This window comes from Enterobacter cloacae complex sp. R_G8, from assembly GCF_024599795.1.
Lineage (GTDB): Bacteria > Pseudomonadota > Gammaproteobacteria > Enterobacterales > Enterobacteriaceae > Enterobacter > Enterobacter dissolvens.
In genome coordinates, this window is the sequence record NZ_CP102246.1 from 1,681,471 (window position 1) to 1,706,735 (window position 25,265).

General features: G+C 59.0%; 22 protein-coding genes. 13 read left to right on the forward strand and 9 right to left on the reverse strand.

Annotated features, from left to right (window positions below):
- Positions 1-33 precede the first annotated feature (33 nt).
- From elaB to menE, 7 genes are all read left to right on the forward strand, one after another.
- The gene (elaB, locus tag NQ842_RS08050) at positions 34-339 is read left to right on the forward strand and encodes a stress response protein ElaB (RefSeq protein WP_014832753.1); all 306 of its coding nucleotides are present in this window, start codon (positions 34-36) and stop codon (positions 337-339) included.
- Between the two features lie 95 nt (positions 340-434).
- Positions 435-1,730 carry an isochorismate synthase MenF gene (gene menF / locus NQ842_RS08055; protein WP_014832752.1) on the forward strand — a complete coding sequence of 432 codons (1,296 nt, stop codon included), beginning with the start codon at positions 435-437 and terminating at the stop codon, positions 1,728-1,730.
- Between the two features lie 88 nt (positions 1,731-1,818).
- The gene (gene menD, locus NQ842_RS08060) at positions 1,819-3,489 is read left to right on the forward strand and encodes a 2-succinyl-5-enolpyruvyl-6-hydroxy-3-cyclohexene-1-carboxylic-acid synthase (protein ID WP_050861258.1); all 1,671 of its coding nucleotides are present in this window, start codon (positions 1,819-1,821) and stop codon (positions 3,487-3,489) included.
- A gap of 44 nt (positions 3,490-3,533) precedes the next feature.
- Entirely contained in the window at positions 3,534-4,262 is a 729-nt protein-coding gene (menH, locus tag NQ842_RS08065) for a 2-succinyl-6-hydroxy-2,4-cyclohexadiene-1-carboxylate synthase (RefSeq protein ID WP_257256917.1), read from the forward strand.
- On the forward strand, positions 4,259-5,116 hold the full coding sequence (gene menB / locus NQ842_RS08070) for a 1,4-dihydroxy-2-naphthoyl-CoA synthase (RefSeq protein ID WP_014832749.1): 858 nt from the start codon (positions 4,259-4,261) through the stop codon (positions 5,114-5,116). Before menH ends, menB begins: the two co-directional genes overlap by 4 nt.
- A complete protein-coding gene (gene menC, locus NQ842_RS08075) occupies positions 5,116-6,078 on the forward strand; it encodes an o-succinylbenzoate synthase (protein WP_257256705.1) in 963 nt (320 codons plus the stop codon). Before menB ends, menC begins: the two co-directional genes overlap by 1 nt.
- Positions 6,078-7,439: an o-succinylbenzoate--CoA ligase gene (gene menE, locus NQ842_RS08080; protein ID WP_257256706.1), complete on the forward strand. Its 1,362-nt coding sequence runs from the start codon at positions 6,078-6,080 to the stop codon at positions 7,437-7,439. The genes menC and menE overlap by 1 nt, the downstream gene beginning before the upstream one ends.
- Here menE and NQ842_RS08085 read toward each other — a convergent pair whose 3' ends face one another.
- Genes NQ842_RS08085 through NQ842_RS08095 form a run of 3 tightly spaced genes read right to left on the reverse strand, consistent with a single transcriptional unit; the run spans position 7,440 to position 10,389 of the window.
- Positions 7,440-8,954, reverse strand: a complete 1,515-nt coding sequence (locus tag NQ842_RS08085; RefSeq protein ID WP_014832746.1) for a tripartite tricarboxylate transporter permease — start codon at positions 8,952-8,954, stop codon at positions 7,440-7,442. It lies immediately after the preceding gene.
- An 11-nt stretch (positions 8,955-8,965) separates the two neighbouring features.
- A complete protein-coding gene (locus NQ842_RS08090) occupies positions 8,966-9,397 on the reverse strand; it encodes a tripartite tricarboxylate transporter TctB family protein (RefSeq protein ID WP_014832745.1) in 432 nt (143 codons plus the stop codon).
- A gap of 11 nt (positions 9,398-9,408) precedes the next feature.
- Positions 9,409-10,389 (reverse strand): tripartite tricarboxylate transporter substrate binding protein, encoded by a 981-nt coding sequence (locus NQ842_RS08095; RefSeq protein ID WP_014832744.1) that lies wholly within the window; start codon positions 10,387-10,389, stop codon positions 9,409-9,411.
- A gap of 149 nt (positions 10,390-10,538) precedes the next feature.
- Between NQ842_RS08095 and tctD the strand changes: the two genes are divergently transcribed.
- The 4 genes from tctD to NQ842_RS08115 all read left to right on the forward strand — a co-directional run bounded on the left by tctD (position 10,539) and on the right by NQ842_RS08115 (position 14,572).
- Positions 10,539-11,213 carry a transcriptional regulator TctD gene (gene tctD, locus NQ842_RS08100; protein WP_014832743.1) on the forward strand — a complete coding sequence of 225 codons (675 nt, stop codon included), beginning with the start codon at positions 10,539-10,541 and terminating at the stop codon, positions 11,211-11,213.
- Positions 11,200-12,609 (forward strand): sensor histidine kinase, encoded by a 1,410-nt coding sequence (locus NQ842_RS08105; protein WP_046888289.1) that lies wholly within the window; start codon positions 11,200-11,202, stop codon positions 12,607-12,609. Before tctD ends, NQ842_RS08105 begins: the two co-directional genes overlap by 14 nt.
- A 130-nt stretch (positions 12,610-12,739) precedes the next feature.
- The gene (locus NQ842_RS08110) at positions 12,740-13,279 is read left to right on the forward strand and encodes a YfaZ family outer membrane protein (RefSeq protein ID WP_013098023.1); all 540 of its coding nucleotides are present in this window, start codon (positions 12,740-12,742) and stop codon (positions 13,277-13,279) included.
- Positions 13,280-13,372: 93 nt separating this feature from the next.
- Entirely contained in the window at positions 13,373-14,572 is a 1,200-nt protein-coding gene (locus NQ842_RS08115) for a nicotinamide mononucleotide deamidase-related protein YfaY (RefSeq protein ID WP_050861262.1), read from the forward strand.
- Between the two features lie 32 nt (positions 14,573-14,604).
- Here NQ842_RS08115 and glpC read toward each other — a convergent pair whose 3' ends face one another.
- The 3 genes from glpC to glpA are packed head-to-tail and all read right to left on the reverse strand — an operon-like array spanning position 14,605 to position 18,627.
- A complete protein-coding gene (gene glpC, locus NQ842_RS08120) occupies positions 14,605-15,795 on the reverse strand; it encodes an anaerobic glycerol-3-phosphate dehydrogenase subunit GlpC (protein WP_047361092.1) in 1,191 nt (396 codons plus the stop codon).
- Complete coding sequence (gene glpB / locus NQ842_RS08125; RefSeq protein WP_257256707.1) at positions 15,792-17,009, reverse strand: glycerol-3-phosphate dehydrogenase subunit GlpB; 1,218 nt, start codon at positions 17,007-17,009, stop codon at positions 15,792-15,794. The genes glpC and glpB overlap by 4 nt, the downstream gene beginning before the upstream one ends.
- Positions 16,999-18,627, reverse strand: a complete 1,629-nt coding sequence (gene glpA, locus NQ842_RS08130; protein WP_013098019.1) for an anaerobic glycerol-3-phosphate dehydrogenase subunit A — start codon at positions 18,625-18,627, stop codon at positions 16,999-17,001. Before glpA ends, glpB begins: the two co-directional genes overlap by 11 nt.
- A gap of 255 nt (positions 18,628-18,882) precedes the next feature.
- Between glpA and glpT the strand changes: the two genes are divergently transcribed.
- Together glpT and glpQ are read left to right on the forward strand one after the other, a co-directional pair.
- Positions 18,883-20,235, forward strand: coding sequence for a glycerol-3-phosphate transporter (gene glpT / locus NQ842_RS08135; protein ID WP_013098018.1), 1,353 nt, complete (start codon positions 18,883-18,885; stop codon positions 20,233-20,235).
- A gap of 11 nt (positions 20,236-20,246) precedes the next feature.
- Entirely contained in the window at positions 20,247-21,299 is a 1,053-nt protein-coding gene (gene glpQ / locus NQ842_RS08140) for a glycerophosphodiester phosphodiesterase (protein WP_050861264.1), read from the forward strand.
- Positions 21,300-21,401: 102 nt separating this feature from the next.
- Here the strand turns inward: glpQ and yfaE are convergent, their stop codons facing one another.
- The 3 genes from yfaE to nrdA all read right to left on the reverse strand — a co-directional run bounded on the left by yfaE (position 21,402) and on the right by nrdA (position 25,179).
- Positions 21,402-21,656 carry a class I ribonucleotide reductase maintenance protein YfaE gene (gene yfaE / locus NQ842_RS08145; RefSeq protein ID WP_014832737.1) on the reverse strand — a complete coding sequence of 85 codons (255 nt, stop codon included), beginning with the start codon at positions 21,654-21,656 and terminating at the stop codon, positions 21,402-21,404.
- Positions 21,656-22,786, reverse strand: coding sequence for a class Ia ribonucleoside-diphosphate reductase subunit beta (nrdB, locus tag NQ842_RS08150; protein ID WP_014832736.1), 1,131 nt, complete (start codon positions 22,784-22,786; stop codon positions 21,656-21,658). The genes yfaE and nrdB overlap by 1 nt, the downstream gene beginning before the upstream one ends.
- 107 nt (positions 22,787-22,893) lie before the next feature.
- Positions 22,894-25,179: a class 1a ribonucleoside-diphosphate reductase subunit alpha gene (gene nrdA / locus NQ842_RS08155; RefSeq protein ID WP_014832735.1), complete on the reverse strand. Its 2,286-nt coding sequence runs from the start codon at positions 25,177-25,179 to the stop codon at positions 22,894-22,896.
- Positions 25,180-25,265 lie beyond the last annotated feature (86 nt).

Sequence of the window (25,265 nt, forward strand, 5' to 3'; positions counted from 1 at the left end):
TTAGCGGACTGGTGTACTAACATGGAGAAAAATATGTCATTTCAATCCTGGGATACCCGTATCGATGACGACCTGGCTTTGCTGAGCGAAACGCTGGAAGAGGTGTTACGTTCGTCGGGCGACCCTGCCGATCAGAAATATATCGAACTGAAAGCACGTGCCGAACAGGCGCTACATGACGTCAAAACCCGCGTCAGCCATGCGTCCGACAATTACTACTACCGCGCGAAAAAAGCGGTGTATCGCGCCGATGATTACGTCCACGAAAAACCGTGGCAAGGCATTGGTGTCGGTGCGGCGGTTGGTCTGGTGCTGGGGCTGCTTCTGGCCCGTCGTTAACCCCTGAATCGGACGCTTAACCCCTCCCTATACGTGGGTACTGATCTTTCTGATGGTACCCCGTATACTAAGTGTTTTCACAGGGAGAGGTTCGCGTGCATTCGATTTCTACCGCGCTGGAACGTCTGCGTACTCAGCTTGCGCAAGCGTTACCCGCTACACCCGGTTTACATCATTTCGACGTCTCTTTCCCGTTAAACGACGCTTTCGATCCTCTCGCCTGGCTTGGCGCTCAACGCTGTTTTCCTCAGTTCTACTGGCAGCAGCGTAACGGTGATGAAGAGCTGGCCGCGCTGGGCGCCGTTATCCATTTTTCCTCTCTGGCACAGGCTTCGCAGTTTTTACAGAATAACCCCGTAGAGAACGACACGCGGATCTGCGGCCTGAATGCCTTTACCCCGGAGCAGGGCAGTCTCTTTTTACCCCGTCTGCTGTGGCGACGTTCTGCCGGGACCGCCACGTTGCGTCTGCAGCTGTGGAGTGACCGCTCCCTTCAGGAAGATGCGGGCGCGGCGCTGGATTTCTTACAGCAGCTTCACGATGCCCGGCCGATACGCCCGCTATCAGCCCAGGTGGTGCAGGAGACCCATCAGCCGCAAAAACCAGAATGGCTCCGCCTTATCCGCCAGGCGACAGAGACCATCGCGCGCGGTGATGTTGAAAAGGTGGTGCTCGCCCGGGCAACCGATCTGCAGTTCAGTCAGCCTGTGAATGCCGTGGCGCTGATGGCGGCCAGCCGTGCCCTGAATCTGAACTGCTATCATTTCTGCATGGTTTTCGATGCCCGCAACGCGTTTCTTGGCTCCACGCCTGAACGCCTGTGGCGGCGGCGCGGTAACCTGCTACGTACCGAAGCGCTGGCCGGTACCGTCGCCAGCCATCCTGACGACAAGCAGGCCCGCCTTCTCGGCGACTGGCTGATGAGTGACGACAAAAACCAGCGCGAAAACATGCTGGTGGTGGAGGATATCTGCCAGCGGCTCCAGCACCACACCCGGACGCTGGAGGTCCTGCCTGCGCAGGTCGTACGGTTGCGTAAAGTGCAGCATCTTCGTCGCTGCATCTGGACCGAGCTCAAGCATGCGGATGATGAGCAATGTCTGCATGTGCTGCAGCCGACGGCTGCGGTTGCCGGGTTACCGCGCCAGCCAGCACGCGAATTCATACACCGCGTTGAACCTTTCGACCGGGAATGGTATGCCGGATCCGCCGGATATCTATCGCCAGAACAAAGCGAGTTCTGCGTGGCCCTGCGCTCGGCGCGCGTCCATGACGCCACCGTCCGTCTTTACGCCGGGGCGGGGATCGTCAGCGGTTCCGATCCGGAACAGGAGTGGCAGGAGATCGAAAATAAAGCCGCAGGCTTGCGCTCTCTGCTCCTGAAGGATTAGTACTGATTCGCGCAATCCCGATTCATATCAAAATTCTATTTTTTTCTATTATTTATACTGTGTCGCATTCTTGATACCGGACAATCTCATGTCAGTAAGTTCTTTTAACCGACGCTGGGCGACGGTGATCCTTGAAGCCCTGACTCGCCATGGCGTCAGGCATGTGTGTATTGCGCCGGGCTCACGCTCCACACCGCTGACGCTGGCGGCAGCAGAGAACCGGGCATTTATTCACCACACCCATTTTGACGAGCGCGGCCTGGGCCACCTGGCGCTGGGGCTGGCAAAGGTCAGCAAGGAACCGGTGGCGGTGATCGTCACCTCTGGTACTGCCGTGGCAAACCTCTATCCGGCCCTTATTGAAGCCGGGCTGACCGGTGAGAAACTGGTTCTGCTGACGGCCGATCGCCCGCCGGAGCTTATTGACTGCGGGGCGAACCAGGCTATTCGTCAGCCGGGCCTCTTTGCCTCGCATCCTTCGCAGACGGTTTCGTTACCCCGACCCACGCAGGACATTCCCGCAAGCTGGCTGGTCTCGACCGTCGATCACGCCATGGAGACGTTGCGCAGCGGGGCGTTACATATTAACTGTCCGTTTGCCGAGCCGCTGTACGGCGAAATGGACGACACCGGTCTTGCCTGGCAGCAGCAGCTTGGCGACTGGTGGGAGAGCGAAAAGCCGTGGCTGCGTGAGCAGACACACCTTGAGAGCGCAAAGCAACGTGACTGGTTCTTCTGGCGGCAAAAACGTGGCGTGGTTATTGCCGGGCGCATGAGCGCCGCCGAAGGCAGGCAGGTGGCCGAATGGGCACACACCCTTGGCTGGCCGCTAATTGGCGACGTGCTGTCCCAGACCGGACAGCCGCTGCCGTGTGCCGATCTCTGGCTCGGGAATGCGAAAGCGGTCACTGAGCTGGCGCAGGCGCAGATTGTGGTTCAGCTGGGTTCAAGCCTGACTGGCAAACGGTTACTGCAGTGGCAGGCAACCTGCACTCCGGAAGAGTACTGGCTGGTGGATCCGCTGGAAGGGCGGCTCGATCCGGCGCACCATCGCGGTCGTCGTCTGGTAAGCGAGATCGATGCCTGGCTGGCGCTGCACCCGGCGGAAAAGCGCACCCCGTGGGCCGTTGCGATCCCGGCGCTGTCGCGTCAGGCGTGGGAGTTGACCCGCGCACAATGCGAACGTTTTGGTGAAGCAGAGCTGGCGCACCGTATTCACCGGTATCTGCCGGAGCAGGGGCAGCTGTTTGTCGGTAACAGCCTGGTGGTGCGTCTGATTGATGCGTTCTCAAAACTGCCTGCGGGCTATCCGGTCTACAGTAACCGTGGCGCCAGCGGCATTGACGGGTTGATCTCCACGGCGGCGGGTGTGCAGCGAGCCAGCGCAAAATCCACGCTGGCGATCGTGGGCGATCTTTCGGCGCTGTACGATCTCAATGCGCTGGCGCTGCTGCGTCAGGTGTCGGCGCCGTTTGTGCTGATTGTGGTCAACAATAACGGCGGACAGATTTTCTCCCTGCTGCCGACACCGCAGAGTGAACGCGAGCGCTTCTATCTGATGCCGCAGAACGTGCAGTTTGAACATGCCGCAGCGATGTTTAATCTGAAATACCATCGCCCGGAAAACTGGGAAGCGCTGGATGCCGCCCTGAGCAGTGCCTGGCGACAGCCCGGTGCAACGCTGATTGAACTGGTCGTCAACGAGGCTGACGGTGCGCAGAAGCTGCAAAGCCTGCTGGCGCAGGTGAGCCACCTGTGATCCTCGCAGGCGTGCAACAAGCCGGTAAACCAGGCTACCCCTGGATGGTCTTTTTGCATGGATTTTCCGGGGATTGCCACGAGTGGCAGACGATCGGGGAGGCGCTCGGCGATTACCCCCGGCTTTATCTCGACCTGCCGGGTCACGGCCGGTCCGCCAGTATGGCCGTCACGGGGTTCGAAGAGATGAGTGACGTGCTTACCCGAACCCTTGTTAGTTACAACATACTTAACTACTGGCTGGTGGGGTACTCCCTCGGTGGCCGCATTGCGATGTTCCATGCCTGCCAGGATCCTGCGGGGCTTCGCGGCATCATCGTGGAGGGCGGGCATCCGGGTCTGCAGGCGGTCGCAGCGCGAGAGGCAAGGTCTGCGTCCGACCATCTGTGGGCGCAGCGTTTTCGCACGCAGCCCCTCTCAAACGTCTTTGCCGACTGGTATCAACAGCCTGTCTTTGCCTCCCTGACGGACAGCCAGCGCAGGGCGCTCATCGCCCTGCGCTGTCGCAACGCGGGCACAAACCTGGCGATGATGCTCGAGGCAACCTCGCTTGCCGTGCAACCAGACCTGCGTGCCGCACTCAGCGCGCGAAATTTCCCTTTTGATTATCTCTATGGCGAACGTGACGAGAAGTTCGCGGCCCTGGCCGCTGAGCTGAACGCGGTTCGCCATGTCATTCCAAACGCCGGACACAACGCCCACCGGGAAAATCCCGGGGCGGTTAGCGCGAGTCTGGCTAAGATACTGCGTCGTCGAATAAAGGACACACTATGATCTATCCTGATGAAAACATGCTCTATGCACCGGTTGAATGGCAAGACTGCTCCGAAGGCTACACCGACATTCGCTATCACAAATCGACTGACGGCATCGCCAAAATCACCATTAACCGTCCGCAGGTGCGCAACGCGTTCCGTCCGCTGACCGTAAAAGAGATGATTCAGGCCCTGGCGGATGCGCGCTATGACGACAACATCGGCGTCATCGTCCTGACCGGGGAAGGCGAAAAAGCGTTCTGCTCCGGTGGCGATCAGAAAGTGCGCGGTGACTACGGCGGATATCAGGACGATGCGGGTACCCATCACCTGAACGTCCTCGATTTCCAGCGTCAGATCCGCACCTGTCCAAAACCGGTGGTGGCCATGGTGGCGGGCTACTCTATCGGCGGCGGTCACGTGCTGCACATGATGTGCGATCTGACGATTGCCGCAGAGAACGCCATCTTCGGCCAGACCGGCCCGAAAGTCGGCTCCTTCGACGGCGGATGGGGGGCTTCCTACATGGCGCGCATTGTTGGTCAGAAAAAAGCCCGTGAAATCTGGTTCCTGTGCCGCCAGTACAATGCCCAGGAAGCGCTGGACATGGGACTGGTTAACACCGTGGTGCCAATTGCCGATCTCGAAAAAGAGACCGTTCGCTGGTGTCGCGAAATGCTGCAGAATAGCCCAATGGCGCTGCGTTGCCTGAAAGCGGCCCTGAACGCCGACTGTGACGGTCAGGCGGGTCTGCAGGAGCTGGCAGGTAACGCCACCATGCTGTTCTACATGACCGAAGAGGGCCAGGAAGGACGCAACGCGTTTAACGAAAAACGCCAGCCAGACTTCAGCAAATACAAACGGAACCCGTAATGCGTCGCGCGCAGGTTTACCGCTGGCAGATACCGATGGACGCGGGCGTGGTGCTGCGTGAACGGCGGTTAAAAACCCGTGATGGCTTTTTCGTGCAACTGCAGCAGGGCGAAGGGCAGGGCTGGGGCGAGATTTCGCCTCTGCCGGGCTTTAGCCTGGAGTCGCTGGAGGTGGCGCAGGCTGCGCTGGTGGCATGGGTAGAGGAATGGCGTTCAGGCGTGAATCCGCCGCTGCCGGATGTGCCTTCCGTTGCGTTTGGCATCAGCTGCGCGCTTGCGGAGCTCGACGGTAGCCTGCCTGATGAGGCCGATTACCGTGCCGCGCCGCTCTGCACGGGCGATCCGGACGAGCTGTTTGCACTGCTCAGCGCAATGCCCGGCGAGAAAGTGGCGAAAATCAAAGTCGGTCTTTACGAAGCGGTACGCGACGGGATGGTCGCTAACCTGTTGCTGGAAGCGATCCCCGATCTGCGCCTGCGTCTGGATGCCAACCGCGCCTGGACGCCGCTTAAGGCGCAGCAGTTTGCAAAGTACGTCAACCCGGCGTACCGCAGCCGCATTGCCTTTCTGGAAGAGCCATGCAAAACCCGTGAGGATTCACGCGCCTTTGCCCGTGAAACCGGCATTGCCATCGCCTGGGATGAAAGTCTGCGCGAGGCGGATTTTGTCTTTAGCGCCGAGCCGGGCGTCAGCGCCGTGGTCATAAAGCCGACCCTGACGGGCTGTCTGGCAAAGGTGCGTGAACAGGTGGCGGCAGCGCATGCCGCAGGGCTGACGGCGGTGATCAGCTCCTCCATCGAATCCAGCCTTGGGCTGACGCAGCTGGCACGCATTGCCGCCTGGTTAACGCCCGACACCATCCCCGGGCTGGACACGCTAAACCTGATGCAAACCCAGCTCATTCGCCCGTGGCCGGGGAGCGCGCTGCCGTGCGCGGGCGTTGAGGCGCTGGAGCCGTTGTAATGAGTTTTAGCGACTGGCCGTGGCGGCACTGGCGCGTGCAGCGTGCTGATAAACCGGCTCTGCGCCTGAATGACGAGGTGCTCAGCTGGCAACAGCTCTGCACCCGCATCGACAATCTGGCTGCAGGGTTTCATCAGCAGGGCGTGGAGGCGGGTGACGGCGTGCTGCTGCTCGCCCATAATCACCCGCAGACCCTGCTGGCATGGCTGGCGCTGCTCCAGTGCGGCGCGCGTATCCTTCCCGTTAACCCGCAACTGCCGCGTCCGCTGCTGGAGGTATTACTTCCGCAGATGACGTTGCGTTTTGCGCTGGTGCTGGATGGTCACTACGATGGGCTTGCTGCCCTGAGCCTGCATGCGCTGTCTGGTGAATACCATGCGGCGTGGCAACCTGAGCGACTGGCCTCAATGACGCTCACCTCCGGCTCTACCGGGCTGCCGAAAGCGGCCGTTCATACCTGCGGGGCGCATCTTGCCAGCGCTGAGGGCGTCCTCGCGCTGATGCCCTACGGTGACGATGACGACTGGCTGCTGTCGCTGCCGCTGTTTCATGTCTCCGGGCAGGGGATCTTATGGCGCTGGCTGCAGGCTGGCGCGCGCTTAACCGTACGCGAGAAGCAGCCGCTGGAGCAGGCTTTACAGGGGTGTACGCATGCCTCGCTGGTGCCAACCCAGCTCTGGCGTCTGCTTAATACCCACCAGCGGATCGCGCTGAAAGCGGTACTGCTGGGCGGGGCCGCTATCCCCGTTGAACTGACGCAACAGGCGCGTGAGCAGGGGATCTGCACATTCTGCGGCTACGGCCTGACGGAGTTTGCCTCTACCGTCTGTGCGAAAGAGGCTGACGGTGAACCGGACGTGGGCAGTGCGCTGCCGGGCAGAGAGGTGCAGGTCGTTAACGGTGAAGTGTGGATCAGGGCGCAAAGCATGGCCTCAGGCTACTGGCGCGACGGTGCGTTGTTACCGCTCACGAATTCAGAGGGCTGGTTCGCCACCCGCGATCGCGGCGAGCTGCATGATGGCCGCCTGACGATCTTCGGTCGGATGGATAACCTCTTTTTCAGCGGAGGCGAAGGGATCCAGCCGGAGAGCCTGGAGCGGGTTATCGCGACCCATCCGCACATCAGCCAGGTCTTCATTGTCCCGCTGAATGACGCCGAATTTGGTCAGCGTCCGGTGGCGGTAGTGGAGTGTGAGCCGGGAATGGATATCGCCCAATTCCCGGAATGGATTCAGGGCAAACTGGCGCGATTTGAGCAGCCCGTGCACTGGCTGGTGCTGCCAGCAGAGCTGAAAAATGGCGGGATTAAGATCTCCCGCCAGGCGTTAACACAGTGGGTGAATGCCCAACTGTCAGGGTAATCAGCCGATATCGGGCTGCGGTTTACGCTGACGGCGGCGTAGCAGGCGCAGCACCGGCGGCACGACCACCACCACGATTGCCATCGCCAGCAGAACTTTCGCCACATTGCTGTCCCACAGAATGGAGACATTGCCATTGCTGATGGACAGGGCGCGGCGCAGGTTCTGCTCCAGCATCTCACCCAGCACAAAGCCCAGAATCAGTGGCGACATCGGGAAGTGCATTTTACGCAAGATGTAGCCGAACACCCCAAGCGCCACCATCAGGATCAGGTCGAAGGTGGTGCTGTGTACCGCATACACCCCCACCGCCGAGACGGCTGCGATTGCGGGTACCAGGAACCACAGTGGAATGGTCAGCATGCGGGTGAACAGACCAATCAGCGGGATGTTCATCACCAGCAGCATCACGTTGGCGATCAGCAGCGCCGCAATCAGCCCCCAGACGATGTCCGGCTGCTCGGTAAACATTGCCGGTCCCGGCGTGATGTTATAAAGCGTCAGCGCGCCCATCATCACCGCCGTGGTGCCGGAGCCGGGCACGCCCAGGGTGAGCATCGGTATAAACGAGCCGCAGGCCGAGGCATTATTGGCCGCCTCAGGTGCGGCAACCCCGCGAATATCCCCTTTACCAAAGCTGTCGCTGTTACCGCTGAGCTTTTTCTCGGTCATGTAGGTAATGGCGCTGGCGATTGTCGCGCCGGCACCCGGCAAAATACCAACAAAGAAGCCAATCACTGAAGAGCGCAGCGTGGTGCCAATACACTGCGCGCCCTCTTTGGCACTAAAGAGCATCCGGCCGGTTTTACGCACCAGCGTCTGCCCGCTGCTGGTATGTTCCAGCATCAGTAAGATCTCAGAGACAGAGAACAGACCAATCACGACCACGATAAACTGCACGCCGTCGGACAGGTGAACGCTGTCGAAGGTAAAGCGATAGACCCCGGTGTTGGCATCCACGCCGACGGTGGCTAACCCTAAGCCAATCAGCGCAGACAAAAACGATTTCAGTGGGTTTTGCGCCATCATGCTGCCGAGACAGGCGATGGCGAAGACCATCAGGGCAAAATATTCTGCCGGACCAAACGCCAGCGACCACTGGGCCAGCGCAGGGGCAAACAGAATGATGCCGCCAATGGCAATCAGCGAGCCAAAGAACGAACTCACGGCGGAGATGGACAGTGCCACGCCGCCGCGCCCCTGCCGCGCCATCGGGTAGCCATCCAGCGCGGTCATAATGGCCGCCGCATCCCCGGGTACGTTGAGCAGTATTGACGAGATACGGCCGCCATATTCACAGCCGATGTAGACCGTCGCCAGCAGGATCAGGGCCGATTCCGCAGGCAGATGCAGGGCAAACGCCAGCGGGAGCAAAATAGCGACCCCGTTGATGGGCCCAAGGCCGGGCAGCAGACCGACGATCGTCCCGACGAAGCAGCCGATCAGGGCGATCACCAGGTTTTCCGGGGTCATCGCCACAGCGAACCCCTGTGAGAGGTAAATCCAGGTATCCATAGCGTGCTCCGTTAATTAAGCCAGGCGCCAGGCGGCAGCGTCACATCCAGCAGGCGGTCAAAGGCGTACCAGAGGAAAATGCCCATCACCACGCCCGAGATCCCCGCCGCCGGGAGGCTGGCGTTAAACAGTATGCCGATCACCATCGTCAGGATGGCGGTCGCTACCGGGAAGCCGAGCCACTCAAAGCCCCAGGCGTACATCAGCAGGACAATGACCATCACCAGCAGCCGCTGCAGAATGCGCTTAGGCGGCCACTCTACGGTATCCGGATGGCGTAACAGCAAGGCCACCGAACAGAGCAGCATCAGGCCGACAATGCCCATGGGAAAGGGGCGTGGCCCCACCGGTTCATAGCTGTATTCGCTGTGGATCTGCCAGGCGACGAACATCCCGCCAATGCAGAGCAACAACCAGATCCCGGCAAAAATGCGATCGCTCATAGCACCTCCGGTTATTTGGCCAGGCCAAAGGCTTTCGCCTGTTCGCGGTAGTCATTCACCTGTTTTTTAACGTAGTCGTCCAGCTGCTTGCCACTCAGGTTGAACTCGAACAGCCCGCGCAGATCGCGCTGCTTTTTAAACTCCTCGGTCTGCTGGAGTTTGTTAAAGGTGTCGACCCACCACTGGTATTCCGCATCGGTGACTTTTGGCCCGACGAAGAAGCCGCGGATAATCGGCCAGACCAGGTTATAACCCTGCTCTTTGGCGGTAGGGACGTTTGCCAGCTGGCCCGGCAGGCGGTTTTCGGAGAAGACCGCCAGCACGCGGATTTTATCGCCGCTGAGGTAGGGCACCATTTCGCTGAGATCGCCGGAAACCGCCTGTACGTGATTGCCCATCAGCGCCGTCACCGGTTCACCGCCGCCCTCAAACGCCACGTAGCGCATTTTGTGCGGATCCACTTTCGCCTGCTGCGCCAGCAGGGCCGCTTTCATCCAGTCCTGACTGCCGATAGAGGCACCGGCACCAATCACCACGCTGTTGGGGTCTTTTTCCATCGCGGTGAGCAAATCTTTCAGGGATTTCCACGGGGAATCCGCGCGCACCGCAATCATGCCGTAGTCGGTGCCGACGGTGGCCAGCCAGCGCACGTCATCCACGCCGTAGCGGCCAAACTTGCCCTGAGAAAGGTTGAGCAGCGAGCCGCCGGAGAAGGCCACCACCGTGCCGGCTTCCGCCGGACGTTGCGCGACAATCGCGTTATAAGCTACCGCACCCACGCCGCCAGGCATGTAGGTCACACGCATGGGTTTCTCGATGGCCTTCGTCTCCAGCATGCTGACCTGAATCAGTTTACAGGTGAGATCGAAACCACCACCCGGTTTGGCCGGGGCGATACATTCGGTGCGGGACGGGGCGTCCTGCGCCTGGACAACAGAGGCACTCATCATCAATACGCTTGCAGCAAGCGTTGAAAGTAATTGTTTTTTCATCGTTTATCCTCACGCCGGCGATCCGGGAGTACGGGTACGGGTTTTTTTCTGATTATGTGAACCACCTTGTAGCGGTTCCGTTGCGTGATTGTTAAAACATTAACCTTTCATTTCCCTTTCAACGCGACACCAACTTTACAGGATGTGATATGCGTCTCTTACTGGCGGAAGATAATCGTGAGCTGGCTCACTGGCTGGAGAAAGCGCTGGTGCAGGAGGGCTTTGCCGTGGATTGCGTTTCTGACGGTCGCGCGGCCGATCATCTTCTGCAGGGGGAAAACTACGCGGTGGCGATCCTCGACATCGGCATGCCCGGTTTTGACGGCCTGGAGGTGGTACACCGTTTGCGAAAACGCGGCCAGACCTTGCCGGTGCTGTTTCTCACCGCACGCAGCAACGTGGCGGATCGGGTGAAAGGGCTGAACGCCGGAGCGGATGATTATCTGCCAAAACCGTTCGAACTGGAGGAGCTTGACGCCCGCCTGCGTGCCCTGCTGCGCAGAAGCGAGGGGCGGACCCAGGAGCGTCAGCGCCTGGGGGAGCTGGAGTATGACGACGACGGTTTTTTCCTGCTGCGCGATGAGCCGCTCGCGCTCACTCCGCGCGAACTGTCGCTGCTGAAGGTGCTGATGCATCGCCGCACCCGGCCTGTCTCCCGGCAGCAGCTGTTCGACCAGGTGTTTAGCCTGAATGACGACGTCAGCCCGGAGAGTCTCGATCTCTACATCCATCGTCTGCGCAAAAAGCTGAGCGGCAGCGGCGTGCGGATCACCACCCTGCGCGGGCTGGGCTATGTGCTGGAGTGCGGCGATGAAGTGGGTTAAGCCTCAGTCGCTTTATCTGCAGCTGCTGCTTTTTCTCGGCCTGCCACTGCTGTTGCTGTGGGGGTTATCGGCCTTTAACAGCTACGTCAGCGCGCTGCAGGCGGCGACGCAGGCATACGACCGCACGCTGTTATCCTCTGCGCGCACCATATCGGAGCAGCTGGTGGTTCATGACGGTAAGCTTGGGGTAAATGTGCCCTGGGTGGTACTCGACAGTTTTGAACTGAATATGAACGACCGGCTCTATTACAAGGTGGTCGATCCCGACGGGCGGGTGATCTCCGGTTATGACGATCTGCCGAAGATGCCGCCGGCAACCTCGCGCACCACCCTCTATCCGGCGCTGGCCTGGTTTTATCATACCGAGTATCGCGGACAGGCGATTCGGGTGGCGCGCCTGCTGCAACCCGTCAATGAAGATAATATTGTTGGCATGGCCGAGATATATGTGGCGGAGACACTCCAGTCCCGCCGCTATCTCGCCAGCCAGTTACTCTTTTCGTCGTGGGTCTCCCAGGGGCTGCTGGTCCTGCTGACGCTGGTGCTGACCGCGTGGCTGCTGCGCCGCGTGCTGCGCCCGATGCGCCAGCTCTCATCTTTGATGGTGCGACGCGATCCTGGCCTGCTCGCACCGTTGCCGGAGCTGTTGCCCTGGTCCGAAACCCGGCTGCTGATCGTGGCCTTTAACCGCTATATTGACAGGCTTCGCGGCGTGCTTTCACGGCAGGAACGCTTTAACGCCGATGCCTCGCATCAGCTTAAAACGCCGCTGGCCGTGCTGAAAACCCAGGTCTCTGTCGCCCTGACGCGCGAGGATCCGGCCCTGTGGCAGGAGAGCCTGAGGGCGATGAATGTGACGCTCGATAACACCCTTGTGCTCACCGAACGGCTGTTGCAACTCTCGACGGTGAAGCGCAAAGAGCAGGGGGAGCGCCAGTTTGCCCCCGTGGATCTGGTGCAGGTGGTGCAGAACTGCTGCTTCTCCCGGCTGGCGCAGGCGCGCAGCAAGGCGATCGATTTGGGTTACGACGGCATTCAGCAACCCGTCATGATGGAAGGTGATGAGGTACTGCTGGGCGAGCTGTGTGCCAACCTGCTTGAGAACGCGATCAAATATACCCCGGCAGGGGGCATCGTTACCGTATTCTTGTGCACCGACCAGGGCGCCGTTGAACTCAGCGTAGAGGATAGCGGCCCCGGTATTGACGATGACCAGATACATCAGGCCATGCTGCCTTTCCACCGGCTGGACAACGTGGGGGATGCCGCCGGGTCAGGGATCGGGCTGGCGCTCGCGGGCGACATTGCCCGGCTGCACCGCAGCCATCTGCAGCTTTCCCGCAGCGAAACGCTGGGCGGGCTGAGCGTAAAAATGCGCTTTCTGTTGCTGACGTAAAAAAGCCGCACGTTTCAAATCGTTACAATCTACTTGCTGGCCGCACGCAGAGTGCTTGATCCCCTGGCGTCTCAGGTTAAAATCTCGCGGTTTTTGGGACTTCTCTATAAAATTGTGCGGGATCACGACAATGAAAAAAGTGGCATTGATGGGCTTAGGCCTGATATTCGTTTCGGCGGCGGCTAACGCCATCAGCTTTAACGGCTCGGCGGGTCAGGATTACACCCACCTGGGCTTTGGCCTGGGCACCGAGACTGCCGGTCTGGCAATGACCGGCGGCTGGACACATAACGATGACGACGGCGATGCGGCAAGCCTCGGCCTGGGTTTGAACATTCCTCTTGGCCCGTTCCTGGCGACTGTGGGCGGTAAAGGTATTTATACCAACCCGAACGACGGCGACGAAGGCTACGCGGCGGCTGTGGGCGGCGGTCTGCAGTGGAAAATTGGCGACAGCTTCGGTCTGTTTGGTGAGTACTACTATTCTCCGGACTCCCTCTCCAGCGGTATCGACAGCTATGAAGAAGCCAACGCCGGCGCGCGCTGGACCATCATGCGTCCGATTACCATCGAAGCGGGTTATCGTTATCTGAACCTGGCGGGCAAAGACGGCAACCGCGACAACGCGTTGGCTGACGGCCCGTACGTGGGCGTCAGCGCAGGCTTCTAATCACCCCGGCGCGGCGTCCGTCGCGCCAGTTTCTCTCCTCTCCATGCCGCTGATTGCGCTATAGTGTTTTCACCTTATAAGCGGGAGAACACAATGATTAACGTGGAGATGTTATCCACCGGCGACGAAGTGCTGCATGGACAGATTATTGATACCAATGCGGCCTGGCTTGCCGATCTTTTCTTTGAGCAAGGATTACCGTTAACGCGCCGCAATACCGTAGGCGACAATCTTGAGTCGCTGGTCACTGTTCTGCGCGAGCGTAGCGAACACTGCGACGTGCTGATTGTGAACGGTGGGCTCGGCCCCACCAGCGACGATCTCAGCGCGCTGGCGGCTGCGACCGCCAAAGGCGAAGGGCTGGTGTTGCACGAAGAGTGGCTGACCCACATGGAGCGTTTCTTCTCCGAACGTGGCCGCGTGATGTCGCCCAGCAATCGCAAACAGGCTGAAATCCCGGCCAGTGCCGAACTGGTCGATAACCCGGTGGGGACCGCCTGCGGATTCGCCGTCCAACTGAACCGCTGCCTGATGTTCTTCACGCCGGGTGTCCCGTCTGAATTTAAAGTGATGGTCGAACAGCAGATCCTGCCGCGCCTTCGCCAGCGTTTTACCCTGCCTGAACCGCCAGTCTGCCTGCGCCTGACCACCTTTGGCCGCTCGGAAAGCGATCTGGCACAGAGCCTCGATCACCTGCCGCTGCCGCCGGGGGTATCCATGGGCTATCGCTCCTCCATGCCGATCATTGAACTCAAGCTCACCGGGCCTGCCACCCAGAAAGCGGCGATGCTGGCGCTCTGGCCGGAAGTGCAGCGTGTGGCAGGGGAAAGTCTGATCTTCGAGGGCACAAAAGGGCTACCGGCGCAGATTGCAACGCATCTGCAGTCGCGCCAGCTGAGCGTCACCTTAAGCGAACAGTTCACCGGTGGCCTGCTGGCACTGCAGCTGTCGCGCGTGAATGCTCCGCTGCTGGCCAGCGAGGTGGTGCCGTTCCAGCAGGAGACGCTGGCGCAGACGGCGCGCTGGGCCTCAGAACGCAGGGTTAACCATTTTGCCGGTCTGGCGCTGTTTGTCGGCGGAATGGATGAGGAATACCTCAACTTTGCGCTGGCGACGCCGGAAGGGACACATGCCTTAAGAGTCAAAATGAGTATCACCCGCCACAGCCTGGCGGTGCGTCAGGAAGTCTGCGCCATGATGGCGCTGAACATGCTGCGTCGCTGGCTGGCAGGGAAAGAGGTGGCCAGCGAGCACGGCTGGATCAACGTGGTGGAATCGCTGTTCGTTGAGTAACCGTTTTGCCGGGGCGGTGGCCCCGGCGATACCTAACCCAGCGCTTTTGCCAGCAGCGTGATCGGATGTTCGCAGCGCTTGCTGGTGGACATCTCTATCTGCCACTTGCAGGTTTCGCAGTCGGTCACCACGATATCGGCGCCGCTCTCTTCAATCTGGCGGAACAGCGGCGCACCAATCGCCTGTGAGGTTTCGTAGTTTTCACGCTTAAAGCCGTACGTCCCCGCAATGCCGCAGCAGCGTGAATCCAGCACCGTCAGCTCCAGCCCTGGAATTAACCGCAACAGTTCCAGCGTGTAGAGCGACCAGCCCATTTTCTCCATATGACATGGCGTGTGATAGACCACTTTCAGGGGGAGATTTTTCAGTGGTAACGTCTGCCCGCTGTCCAGTTTGCGCCACAAGAAACGCGTTGCCAGCTCAATGTGTTCGCGCAGGCCGGTGTTGTCCACGTCCAGCAGGTGCGGATACTCATCGCGCAGCGTGAAGGTGCAGGTCGAGGAGGTGGCCAGCACCGGAATGCCTTTATCGACGATGGCCTCACGCAGCGACGAGACGTTGCTTCTGGCCTGTTTGCGCGCTTTATCGGTAAACCCGTTGGCGATCAGCGGCACACCGCAGCATTTCTCCTTGTTCAGTAACTGCACGCCTGTCCCCATGGCGTTCAGCACTTTCAGCAGATCTTTTCCCAGCTGCGGGTGGTTGTAGTTCACATAACAGCCGTGAAAGAACGCCACCTGATCGGCATACCGCGTCTGGTCTTCCGCCACCGATTTGTACCAGCGGCGGAAGGTGCCGTGGGAATATTTGGGCAGGCTGCGGTGATGGTCGATCTTAAGCGTGGCATCCAGCAGTTGGCGCACCGGTTTCAGCGAAGTCGCGGCGTTCACCAGCGGGGCAAACGGCGTGGAGACGCTGCCCATCAGATCGGTATGGCTGAGAATGGCATCGCGCAGGGACGGTTTTTGCGTGCTATAGCGTGCCCGGGCGCGCTGAATGATGTCACCGATTTTCACATCCGACGGGCAGGCGACTTCACACCGTTTGCAGTTGATGCAGTATTTCAGCGCGTCATCGTACAGCGCGCCGTCCTTCAGACGCAGGCGCTCGCCGTCCGGCCCGGCCTGTTTCGGCCCGGGGTAGCGCGGGTTGACGCCGCTGACCGGGCAGACGGTGGTGCAGACCGTGCATTTGATGCAGCTTTCAAAGCGGGTATCGTTCATTGTTCAGCCTCCGTGCGCTGGCAAATCTGCTCTGCCACATAGAGCGCCGTTATGGCGCAGACACCGCCGCCGCAGCCCTGGGCTATAGGATCGTATCCGCCCAACAGCGAGCCGATGGCGTAGAGATTCGTGACTGGCCTACCGGAAAGTTGCGGATGCAGCTGGTTATCCACTATCACCCCGAACTGTTGCCAGGGCTGTGGGGCAAAGAAATCGCTCTGATACCAGTCCGCGCGAGAGGTACTCTGACGGACATCCAGCCCCATGATGGCTTCCCGGATGCCGTCCCGGCTGCTCAGCAGACCGTTGCTGAAGAAACTGCCGCTTGCCAGTACCGCATAACGCGTGCGAAGCGGAATGTCGTCGTGGTTGCGCGTCCAGATTTCGCTCACCGCGCCGTCAGTCAGGCTGATTTTTTTCACTTCATCACCCGCCATCCACACACCGCCCTGAGCCACAAACTGGCGCTGAAGTTGGGTATGCAGGCGAATGCCGGGCACGGAAGGGGGAAGCGTTGGCAGCAGGCCGAGCGAGCAGGGCAGGCGGTCGGACAGCCAGCGCCACAGCCGGTTGTCCTGCAAGCCAAAGCAGGCAGGCATAAACAGCGCGTCGCATCCCTCTGCAAGCGGTTTGAGTGCCTCATACAGCAGCGGCCATTTCTCTTCGTTATCCAGAAAACGGGCAATATTCACCGCGCGAAACTCGCTGGGGTTGTCGCGCAGAACATCCAGCTCAGGAAGGTCTATCTCTGCCGTTTCAGCGCTGATCCCCTGGCGACTGAGCGAGGCCGCCGCCAGATGGGGCTGAAAATCCAGAAAACCGCTAATGCCCACCACCCGCACGCGCGTGGCCCTGAACGGGGCAACGGGCACCTCCTCCGGGCTGAGCCAGGCCGAGCGCAGGGTGCCAAGCGGCGTGACGCGCGCGTGATTTTGCCTGGCGCTCCCCTGCATACGTGCGCCGCAATCCGCCAGCAGCGCTTCGGTCTCCAGGGCAAAGCGGTCAATGTGCTGCGCGCCCGTCAGGTGATAAGGATGCTCGGCCGGCAGTTTTTCGCGGTACGTTTCATCCACCAGATCCAGCGAGCCCGACGAGAAGTGCAGGGCGCTCTGGCCCCGGGTGATAATGGCGCAGCGCAGTCCCTGCTTCGTGAGTTTGATGCCACAGAGCAGACCCGCCAGCCCGCCGCCGACGATCACCGTATCAAATTTCATCACGCTGCTCCTTCTCAAGACCGCAAAGCCCCTGGTACACCCAGCGGGTAAATTCGCTTTCACGCAGGGCATCGCCCCAGGCGACAGGCTGAATGCCTTTCCAGCGCTCGTTTAAGAAATCGCTTAGCTGATCGAGCGACTGGGTGGCGGTGGTGGTATGAAAACGCTGCAGCAGCCCGGCGGCACGGCAGGCACACAGCTCCCCCTGACAGGTGCCCATCCCGACGCGGGTGCGGCGGCGGAGATCGAGCAGGCTATTCACCGTCAGATTCTCCACCGCGTATTGCACTTCCCCGGCGGTAACGGCCTCGCACTCGCATACCAGACTGCGGCTCAGCCGCCCTTCACCCAGCCAGACCGGTGTTCTGTCGCCATGGCGATAGACAGCCGAACCACGCAGGGGGGCAGGCAGGGAGATAATTTTTTGCAGCGTTTTCTCGGTGGACTGGCGTGAGCCGGGCAGGGGCTGTTCTGCGGTCACGCACGGTTCGCTATTGCCCAGTTTGCGGCAGACGGCATCCGTCGCCCATTCGGCCATCAGGCGGTAGGTCATCAATTTACCGCCGGTGATGGTGATGAAGCCGTCCAGCCCGTCGCGCGCGGCATGGTCAAGCAGCACAATGCCGCGGCTGACGTTGCGTCCGCTTGGGTCGTTATCGCTGGCGACAAGCGGGCGCACACCCGCGTAGGCGCGCAGGATGCGGGTCTGGGCCATTACCGGCGCCAGTTTTTCCCCTTCGCGCAGCAGGATGTCGACCTCTTCTGCGGTGACCCGATTGTAGTCAATCTCGCTGTAGTCCACGTGGGTGGAGGTGGTGCCGATTAACGAAATAGTATCGCCGGGTACAAGGATGTCTGCGTCAGACGGTTTACGGCAGCGGTTGATGACATGGTTATTAATGCGGTGGTCGAGGATCAGCAGCGAGCCTTTGGCCGGGAACATGCGCACAGATAAATCGGCGTATTCCGCGATGCGTTGCCCCCAGATCCCCGCTGCGTTGACCACCACGGCGGCATACAGCTCGCTGTGTTCGTTGTACTGCGTATCCAGGACCCGTACGCCCACGATGCGATGCCCCTCACGGATAAGTCCGGTGACCTGATGGCCGGTCAGGATCCGCGCGCTGTGCTCGCGGGCGTCCAGCATGTTGGCCGCCGTCAGACGAAACGGATCCACGGTGCCGTCCGGGACTTTTACTGCCCCGGTCAATGCCGGATTAACCGAAGGTTCGATGCGGCGTGCAAGGGCCGGGTCAATGGCTTGCGCCTGAATTCCCGCCGCCTGGCAGGCGGTAATGAAGGTTGACTGAAAGGCGAGATCGTCTTCGGGAAGCGTAATAAACAGGCCGTCGGTCGGTTCAATGCAGTGGCGGGCGATACGTCGCAGGATCTGATTTTCGGCGATACATTCGCGTGCCGATTCGCCGTCGGTGACGGCGTAGCGGGCGCCGCTGTGCAGCAGACCATGATTGCGCCCGGTAGCGCCGGTTGCAATATCATGGCGCTCCAGGAGCGTGACGCTCAGCCCTCTGAGCGCACAGTCGCGTGCGATGCCAGCGCCGGTCGCCCCCCCGCCAATGATAATCACATCGCTGTAGCGTGGATCGTGAATTGTCATTGTCATCCCTCTGTGTTCGTTTTTTATCATTTAGCCACATGAAAACTGTGGTTTGTTTGATTTCGAACACAAACGAGCGAGATTCGAAAGTGAAACGTGATTCCATGCGCTTTTTTGCGCATGTTGTCATATTTCTGTAACAATTTGTGCGTTGATTCACAGTAACAATCACCGTGATTTCTTAACATCCCCGCCTTACTGGAGTTTGGGGCAGTTAAACCCCTGTAAATTCAATACATGGCCACGGAGGCTGTCATGCTCAGTATCTTTAAACCTGCGCCGCACCGGGCGCGTCTGCCAGAGGCAGAAATAGATCCGCTTTACCGCCGCCTGCGCTGGCAAATCTTCCTGGGGATCTTCTTCGGGTATGCGGCGTATTACCTTGTGCGTAAAAACTTTGCCCTCGCCATGCCTTATCTGGTTGAGCAGGGCTTTTCACGTGGCGATCTCGGGTTCGCGCTGTCGGGGATCTCCATCGCCTACGGCTTTTCGAAATTTATCATGGGATCGGTGTCGGATCGCTCGAATCCGCGCGTGTTCCTGCCAGCCGGTCTGATCCTGGCGGCGGCGGTGATGCTGTTTATGGGTTTTGTGCCATGGGCAACGTCCAGCATCGCCATTATGTTTGTGCTGTTGTTCCTGTGTGGCTGGTTCCAGGGGATGGGATGGCCGCCATGCGGGCGTACCATGGTGCACTGGTGGTCGCAAAAGGAGCGTGGCGGTATCGTGTCGGTGTGGAACTGCGCGCATAACGTGGGTGGCGGCATTCCGCCTCTGCTGTTCCTGCTGGGGATGGCCTGGTTCAACGACTGGCACGCTGCGCTCTATATGCCTGCCTTTGGCGCCATTCTGGTGGCGATTATCGCCTTTGCGCTGATGCGCGATACACCGCAGTCCTGCGGCCTGCCGCCGATTGAGGAGTACAAAAACGACTATCCGGATGATTACAGCGAGAAGCACGAAGAAGAGCTGACGGCAAAGCAGATCTTCATGAAGTACGTGCTGCCGAACAAACTGCTGTGGTACATCGCGGTTGCGAACGTGTTTGTTTACCTGCTGCGCTACGGCATCCTCGACTGGTCACCGACCTACCTGAAAGAGGTGAAGCATTTCGCGCTGGATAAATCCTCCTGGGCCTACTTCCTGTACGAATACGCGGGGATCCCGGGGACGCTGATTTGCGGCTGGATGTCGGACAAAGTATTTAAGGGCAACCGTGGCGCAACGGGCGTCTTCTTTATGACGCTCGTGACCATTGCCACCGTCGTCTACTGGCTCAACCCGCCGGGTAACCCGGGCGTGGATATGACCTGTATGATCGTCATCGGCTTCCTGATTTATGGTCCTGTTATGTTGATCGGTCTGCATGCGCTGGAACTGGCACCGAAAAAAGCAGCCGGTACGGCGGCAGGCTTTACCGGTCTGTTCGGCTACCTGGGCGGTTCGGTCGCGGCGAGCGCTATTGTGGGCTATACCGTTGACTTCTTCGGCTGGGACGGCGGCTTTATGGTGATGATCGGCGGCAGCGTGCTGGCGGTACTGCTGCTGATTGTGGTGATGATCGGTGAAAAACGTCACCACGCGGACGTGCTGGCGCGTCGTCAATAAGGAGCATTGCCATGAAATTAACGCAATTAGCGACCGGTCTGCTGCTGGCGGGCCTGATGACCGGCTCCGCACTGGCGGCGGATAAAATCGTTATTGCCCATCGCGGCGCAAGCGGCTATCTGCCGGAGCATACGCTGCCGGCGAAAGCGATGGCCTACGCGCAGGGGGCCGATTATCTTGAGCAGGATCTGGTGATGACAAAGGACGACCAGCTGGTCGTCCTGCATGACCACTATCTGGATCGCGTGACCGATGTGGCGGAGCGTTTTCCGGACCGCGCCCGTAAAGATGGCCGTTTTTACGCCATCGACTTCACCCTGGATGAAATCCGCTCTCTGAAGTTTACCGAAGGCTTCGAGATTGAAAACGGCAAGAAGGTGCAGGTTTATCCGGGACGTTTCCCGATGGGCAAGTCCGACTTCCGCATTCATACCTTCCAGGAAGAGATTGAGTTTGTTCAGGGGCTGAACCACTCAACCGGGAAAAATATCGGTATCTACCCGGAAATCAAAGCGCCGTGGTTCCACCACCAGGAAGGGAAAGACATTGCCGCGAAGACGCTGGAGGTGCTGAAGCAGTACGGCTATACCAACAAGAAGGACAAGGTTTACCTGCAGTGCTTTGACGCCGCCGAGCTGAAGCGCATCAAAACCGAGCTGGAGCCGAAGATGGGGATGAACCTCAATCTGGTACAGCTGATTGCCTATACCGACTGGAATGAAACCCAGGAGAAGCAGCCGGACGGGAAGTGGGTGAACTACAACTACGACTGGATGTTTAAGCCGGGCGCGATGAAGCAGATTGCGCAGTACGCCGACGGCATCGGGCCGGATTACCACATGCTAGTGGCGGAGGGCTCGACCCCGGGCCACGTGAAGCTGACGGCAATGGTGAAAGAGGCGCATGCCAGCAAGATGCAGGTGCATCCGTACACGGTGCGTGCTGACCAGTTGCCGCCGTACGCTACGGACGTGAATCAGCTTTACGAGGTGTTGTATAACCAGGCGGGCGTGGACGGTTTGTTTACGGATTTCCCGGATAAAGCGGTGACGTTCTTAAAATAGTTTTGTAGGTCGGGTAAGACGAAGCCGCCACCCGACAATCAGGCTCTGCGGCCTGATGCTCTCACCCTAACCCTCTCCCACCGGGAGAGGGAACTAGGGCAATCACATCTCGATTTCTATATCACCTTTTGCCCGGCAGCAGCAGGGCAAAATTTCCCCTTCGTTGATAAAGGCCAGCGGTTCGGTCAGCCAGTCCACCTGGCCGGTGACCAGACGACAGCGGCAGGAGCCGCAATAGCCTTCACGACACTGGTACTCTACCGTCACCTGATTCGCCTCAAGAGCCGCCAGCAGGGAAGGGTGCTCTTCCTGGCACAGCACTTCTGTACCCGAAAGACTCAGCGTTACGCGTGTCATCAGAGCTGGAAGTCGCTCAGGTCGTCGGTGTTGACTTCGGAATCAATCTGACCGACCAGGTAAGAACTCACTTCCACTTCCTGTGGCGCCACCTGCACGTTATCTGACACCAGCCAGGTGTTGATCCACGGGATCGGGTTGGAACGCGTCTGGAATGGCAGATCGAGACCGACAGCCTGCATACGGATGTTGGTGATGTACTCAACGTACTGGCACAGGATGTCTTTGTTCAGGCCAATCATGGAGCCGTCGCGGAACAGGTAGTCTGCCCACTCTTTCTCCTGCTGTGCGGCCAGCACGAACAGGTCGTAGCACTCCTGTTTGCACTCTTCAGCGATTTCCGCCATCTCCGGGTCGTCTGCACCGCTGCGCAGCAGGTTCAGCATGTGCTGGGTGCCGGTCAGGTGCAGGGCTTCGTCACGGGCGATCAGACGGATGATTTTGGCGTTCCCTTCCATCAGCTTGCGCTCGGCAAAGGCGAAGGAGCAGGCAAAGCTCACGTAGAAGCGGATGGCTTCCAGCGCGTTAACGCTCATCAGGCACAGGTACAGCTGCTTTTTCAGCGCGCGCAGGTTCACGGTGACGGTTTTACCGTTCACGTTGTGGGTGCCTTCGCCCAGCAGATGCCAGTAGCTGGTCATCTCGATCAGCTCGTCGTAGTAGTGGGCGATCCCTTCCGCGCGTTTCTGAATCTGCTCGTTGGTGACGATATCGTCAAACACCACCGCCGGATCGTTAACGATGTTGCGGATAATATGGGTGTAAGAGCGGGAGTGGATCGTCTCAGAGAACGCCCAGGTTTCAACCCAGGTTTCCAGTTCCGGAATGGAGATCAGCGGCAGCAGGGCGACGTTCGGGCTACGACCCTGAATGGAGTCCAGCAGCGTCTGGTACTTCAGGTTGCTGATGAAAATGTGTTTTTCGTGCTCCGGCAACGCCTGGAAATCGATACGGTCGCGGGAAACGTCAACTTCTTCCGGACGCCAGAAGAAGGAAAGTTGCTTTTCAATCAGCTTTTCGAAGATGTCATATTTTTGCTGATCGTAGCGTGCCACGTTGACCGGCTGGCCGAAGAACATCGGCTCTTTGAGCTGGTCGTTTTTCGTCTGTGAAAAGGTGGTATATGCCATGAATGTGTCCTGTGGTGTTATTTCCCCCTCACCCCGGCCCTCTCCCACAGGGAGAGGGGGAAAGAGTTCCCTCTCCCTGTGGGAGAGGGTTAGGGTGAGGGGATTTATTAGATCTTACATGCGCCGCTTTCGCAGCCATCATCCTGAATTGATGGTGCCAGATCGTCCTGCGCGTCTTCTGCACCATCACGGGTGTTGTGATAATACAGGGTTTTCACGCCAAATTTGTAGGCGGTGAGCAGGTCTTTCAGCAGTTGCTGCATCGGCACTTTACCTGACGGGAAACGCGTCGGGTCGTAGTTGGTATTGGCAGAGATCGACTGATCGATGAATTTCTGCATGATACCCACCAGCTGCAGGTAGCCGTCATTGTTTGGCATTTCCCACAGCAGCTCGTAATTGTCTTTCAGCAACTCGTAATCCGGCACGACCTGGCGCAGGATACCGTCTTTCGACGCTTTAATGCTGACATGGCCGCGCGGCGGCTCGATGCCGTTGGTGGCGTTAGAGATCTGCGAAGAGGTCTCAGACGGCATCAGGGCAGAGAGTGTGGAGTTGCGCAGGCCGTGAGTCTTAATGGATTCACGCAGTGCTTCCCAGTCCAGCTTCAGCGGCGCGTTTGCAATCGCATCCAGGTCTTTCTTGTAGGTGTCGATTGGCAGAATGCCTTTCGCATAGGTGGTTTCGTTGAACCACGGGCATGCGCCTTGCTCTTTCGCCAGCTCGTTAGAGGCTTTCAGCAGGTAATACTGGATCGCTTCGAACGTTTCGTGGGTCAGGTTGTTCGCGCTGCCGTCGGAGTAACGCTTGCCGTGTTTCGCCAGCCAGTAGGCGAAGTTGATGACGCCGATACCCAGCGTACGACGGCCCATTGCGCCGCGTTTCGCCGCCGGGATTGGATAGTCCTGGTAGTCCAGCAGGGCGTCGAGCGCACGTACGGCCAGTACCGCCAGCTCTTCCAGTTCATCCAGGCTCTTAATCGCGCCCAGGTTGAACGCAGAAAGCGTACACAGCGCGATTTCGCCGTTTTCGTCGTTCACGTCTTCCAGCGGTTTGGTCGGCAGGGCGATCTCCAGGCACAAGTTAGACTGGCGCACTGGCGCAACAACCGGATCAAACGGGCTGTGGGTGTTGCAGTGGTCAACGTTCTGGATGTAGATACGGCCGGTAGAGGCACGTTCCTGCATCATCAGGGAGAACAGATCGACCGCCTTCACGCGCTGTTTACGGATGCTGTCGTCTTTTTCGTATTTGGTGTACAGACGTTCAAACTCGTCCTGATCGGCGAAGAACGCGTCATACAGGCCCGGGACATCGGACGGGCTGAACAGGGTAATGTCTTCACCTTTCAGCAGACGGGTGTACATCAGTTTGTTGATCTGGACGCCGTAGTCCATGTGACGCACGCGGTTACCTTCAACACCACGGTTGTTTTTCAGTACCAGCAGGCTTTCGACTTCCAGGTGCCACATTGGGTAGAACAGGGTTGCCGCACCACCGCGCACGCCGCCCTGAGAGCAGGATTTTACGGCGGTCTGGAAGTGTTTGTAGAACGGGATACAACCGGTATGGAACGCTTCACCGCCGCGAATTGGGCTGCCCAGGGCACGAATACGGCCGGCGTTGATACCGATACCGGCACGCTGGGAGACGTATTTGACAATCGCGCTGGAGGTGGCGTTGATGGAATCCAGGCTGTCACCGCACTCGATCAGCACGCAGGAGCTGAACTGACGGGTTGGGGTACGCACGCCAGACATGATAGGCGTCGGCAGAGAAATCTTGAACGTTGAGACCGCATCATAGAAACGCTTCACGTATTCCAGACGGGTGTCGCGCGGGTAGTTAGAGAACAGGCAGGCGGCCACCAGAATATAGAGGAACTGGGCGCTCTCGTAGATTTCACCCGTGACACGGTTCTGAACCAGGTATTTGCCTTCGAGCTGTTTCACCGCTGCGTAGGAGAAGTTCATATCACGCCAGTGATCGATAAACCCGTTCATCTGCTCGAACTCTTCTTCCGTATAGTCTTCCAGCAGATGCGTATCGTATTTGCCCAGCTCAACCATTTTCACCACGTGATCGTAAAGCGCAGGCGGCTCGAACTGGCCGTAGGCTTTTTTACGCAGGTGGAAAATCGCCAGACGTGCAGCGAGGTACTGATAATCCGGCGCTTCGCGGGAGATCAGATCCGCCGCCGCTTTGATGATGGTTTCGTGGATATCAGACGTTTTGATGCCGTCGTAGAACTGAATATGGGAACGCAGTTCAACCTGGGAGATAGATACGTTGTTCAGGCCTTCTGCTGCCCAGTCGAGAACTCGATGGATTTTGTCCAGATTGATACGCTCGGTAGTACCGTCGCGCTTTGTCACCAGCAGACTCTGATTCATGTGGGTTTTACCTGTCCGTGAAATAAAAAAATATCCCCCGTTTATCCACAGATCCGCCTTGTGACTAACTCTGTGGATAAATACTA

Coding starts and splice junctions, on each gene's coding strand:
- elaB (WP_014832753.1), top strand. CDS start 34: ATGTCATTTCAATCCTGGGATACCCGTATCGATGACGACCTGGCTTTG.
- menD (WP_050861258.1), top strand. CDS start 1,819: ATGTCAGTAAGTTCTTTTAACCGACGCTGGGCGACGGTGATCCTTGAA.
- menH (WP_257256917.1), top strand. CDS start 3,534: ATGGTCTTTTTGCATGGATTTTCCGGGGATTGCCACGAGTGGCAGACG.
- menB (WP_014832749.1), top strand. CDS start 4,259: ATGATCTATCCTGATGAAAACATGCTCTATGCACCGGTTGAATGGCAA.
- menC (WP_257256705.1), top strand. CDS start 5,116: ATGCGTCGCGCGCAGGTTTACCGCTGGCAGATACCGATGGACGCGGGC.
- menE (WP_257256706.1), top strand. CDS start 6,078: ATGAGTTTTAGCGACTGGCCGTGGCGGCACTGGCGCGTGCAGCGTGCT.
- NQ842_RS08085 (WP_014832746.1), bottom strand. CDS start 8,954: ATGGATACCTGGATTTACCTCTCACAGGGGTTCGCTGTGGCGATGACC.
- NQ842_RS08090 (WP_014832745.1), bottom strand. CDS start 9,397: ATGAGCGATCGCATTTTTGCCGGGATCTGGTTGTTGCTCTGCATTGGC.
- NQ842_RS08095 (WP_014832744.1), bottom strand. CDS start 10,389: ATGAAAAAACAATTACTTTCAACGCTTGCTGCAAGCGTATTGATGATG.
- tctD (WP_014832743.1), top strand. CDS start 10,539: ATGCGTCTCTTACTGGCGGAAGATAATCGTGAGCTGGCTCACTGGCTG.
- NQ842_RS08105 (WP_046888289.1), top strand. CDS start 11,200: ATGAAGTGGGTTAAGCCTCAGTCGCTTTATCTGCAGCTGCTGCTTTTT.
- NQ842_RS08110 (WP_013098023.1), top strand. CDS start 12,740: ATGAAAAAAGTGGCATTGATGGGCTTAGGCCTGATATTCGTTTCGGCG.
- NQ842_RS08115 (WP_050861262.1), top strand. CDS start 13,373: ATGATTAACGTGGAGATGTTATCCACCGGCGACGAAGTGCTGCATGGA.
- glpC (WP_047361092.1), bottom strand. CDS start 15,795: ATGAACGATACCCGCTTTGAAAGCTGCATCAAATGCACGGTCTGCACC.
- glpB (WP_257256707.1), bottom strand. CDS start 17,009: ATGAAATTTGATACGGTGATCGTCGGCGGCGGGCTGGCGGGTCTGCTC.
- glpA (WP_013098019.1), bottom strand. CDS start 18,627: ATGACAATTCACGATCCACGCTACAGCGATGTGATTATCATTGGCGGG.
- glpT (WP_013098018.1), top strand. CDS start 18,883: ATGCTCAGTATCTTTAAACCTGCGCCGCACCGGGCGCGTCTGCCAGAG.
- glpQ (WP_050861264.1), top strand. CDS start 20,247: ATGAAATTAACGCAATTAGCGACCGGTCTGCTGCTGGCGGGCCTGATG.
- yfaE (WP_014832737.1), bottom strand. CDS start 21,656: ATGACACGCGTAACGCTGAGTCTTTCGGGTACAGAAGTGCTGTGCCAG.
- nrdB (WP_014832736.1), bottom strand. CDS start 22,786: ATGGCATATACCACCTTTTCACAGACGAAAAACGACCAGCTCAAAGAG.
- nrdA (WP_014832735.1), bottom strand. CDS start 25,179: ATGAATCAGAGTCTGCTGGTGACAAAGCGCGACGGTACTACCGAGCGT.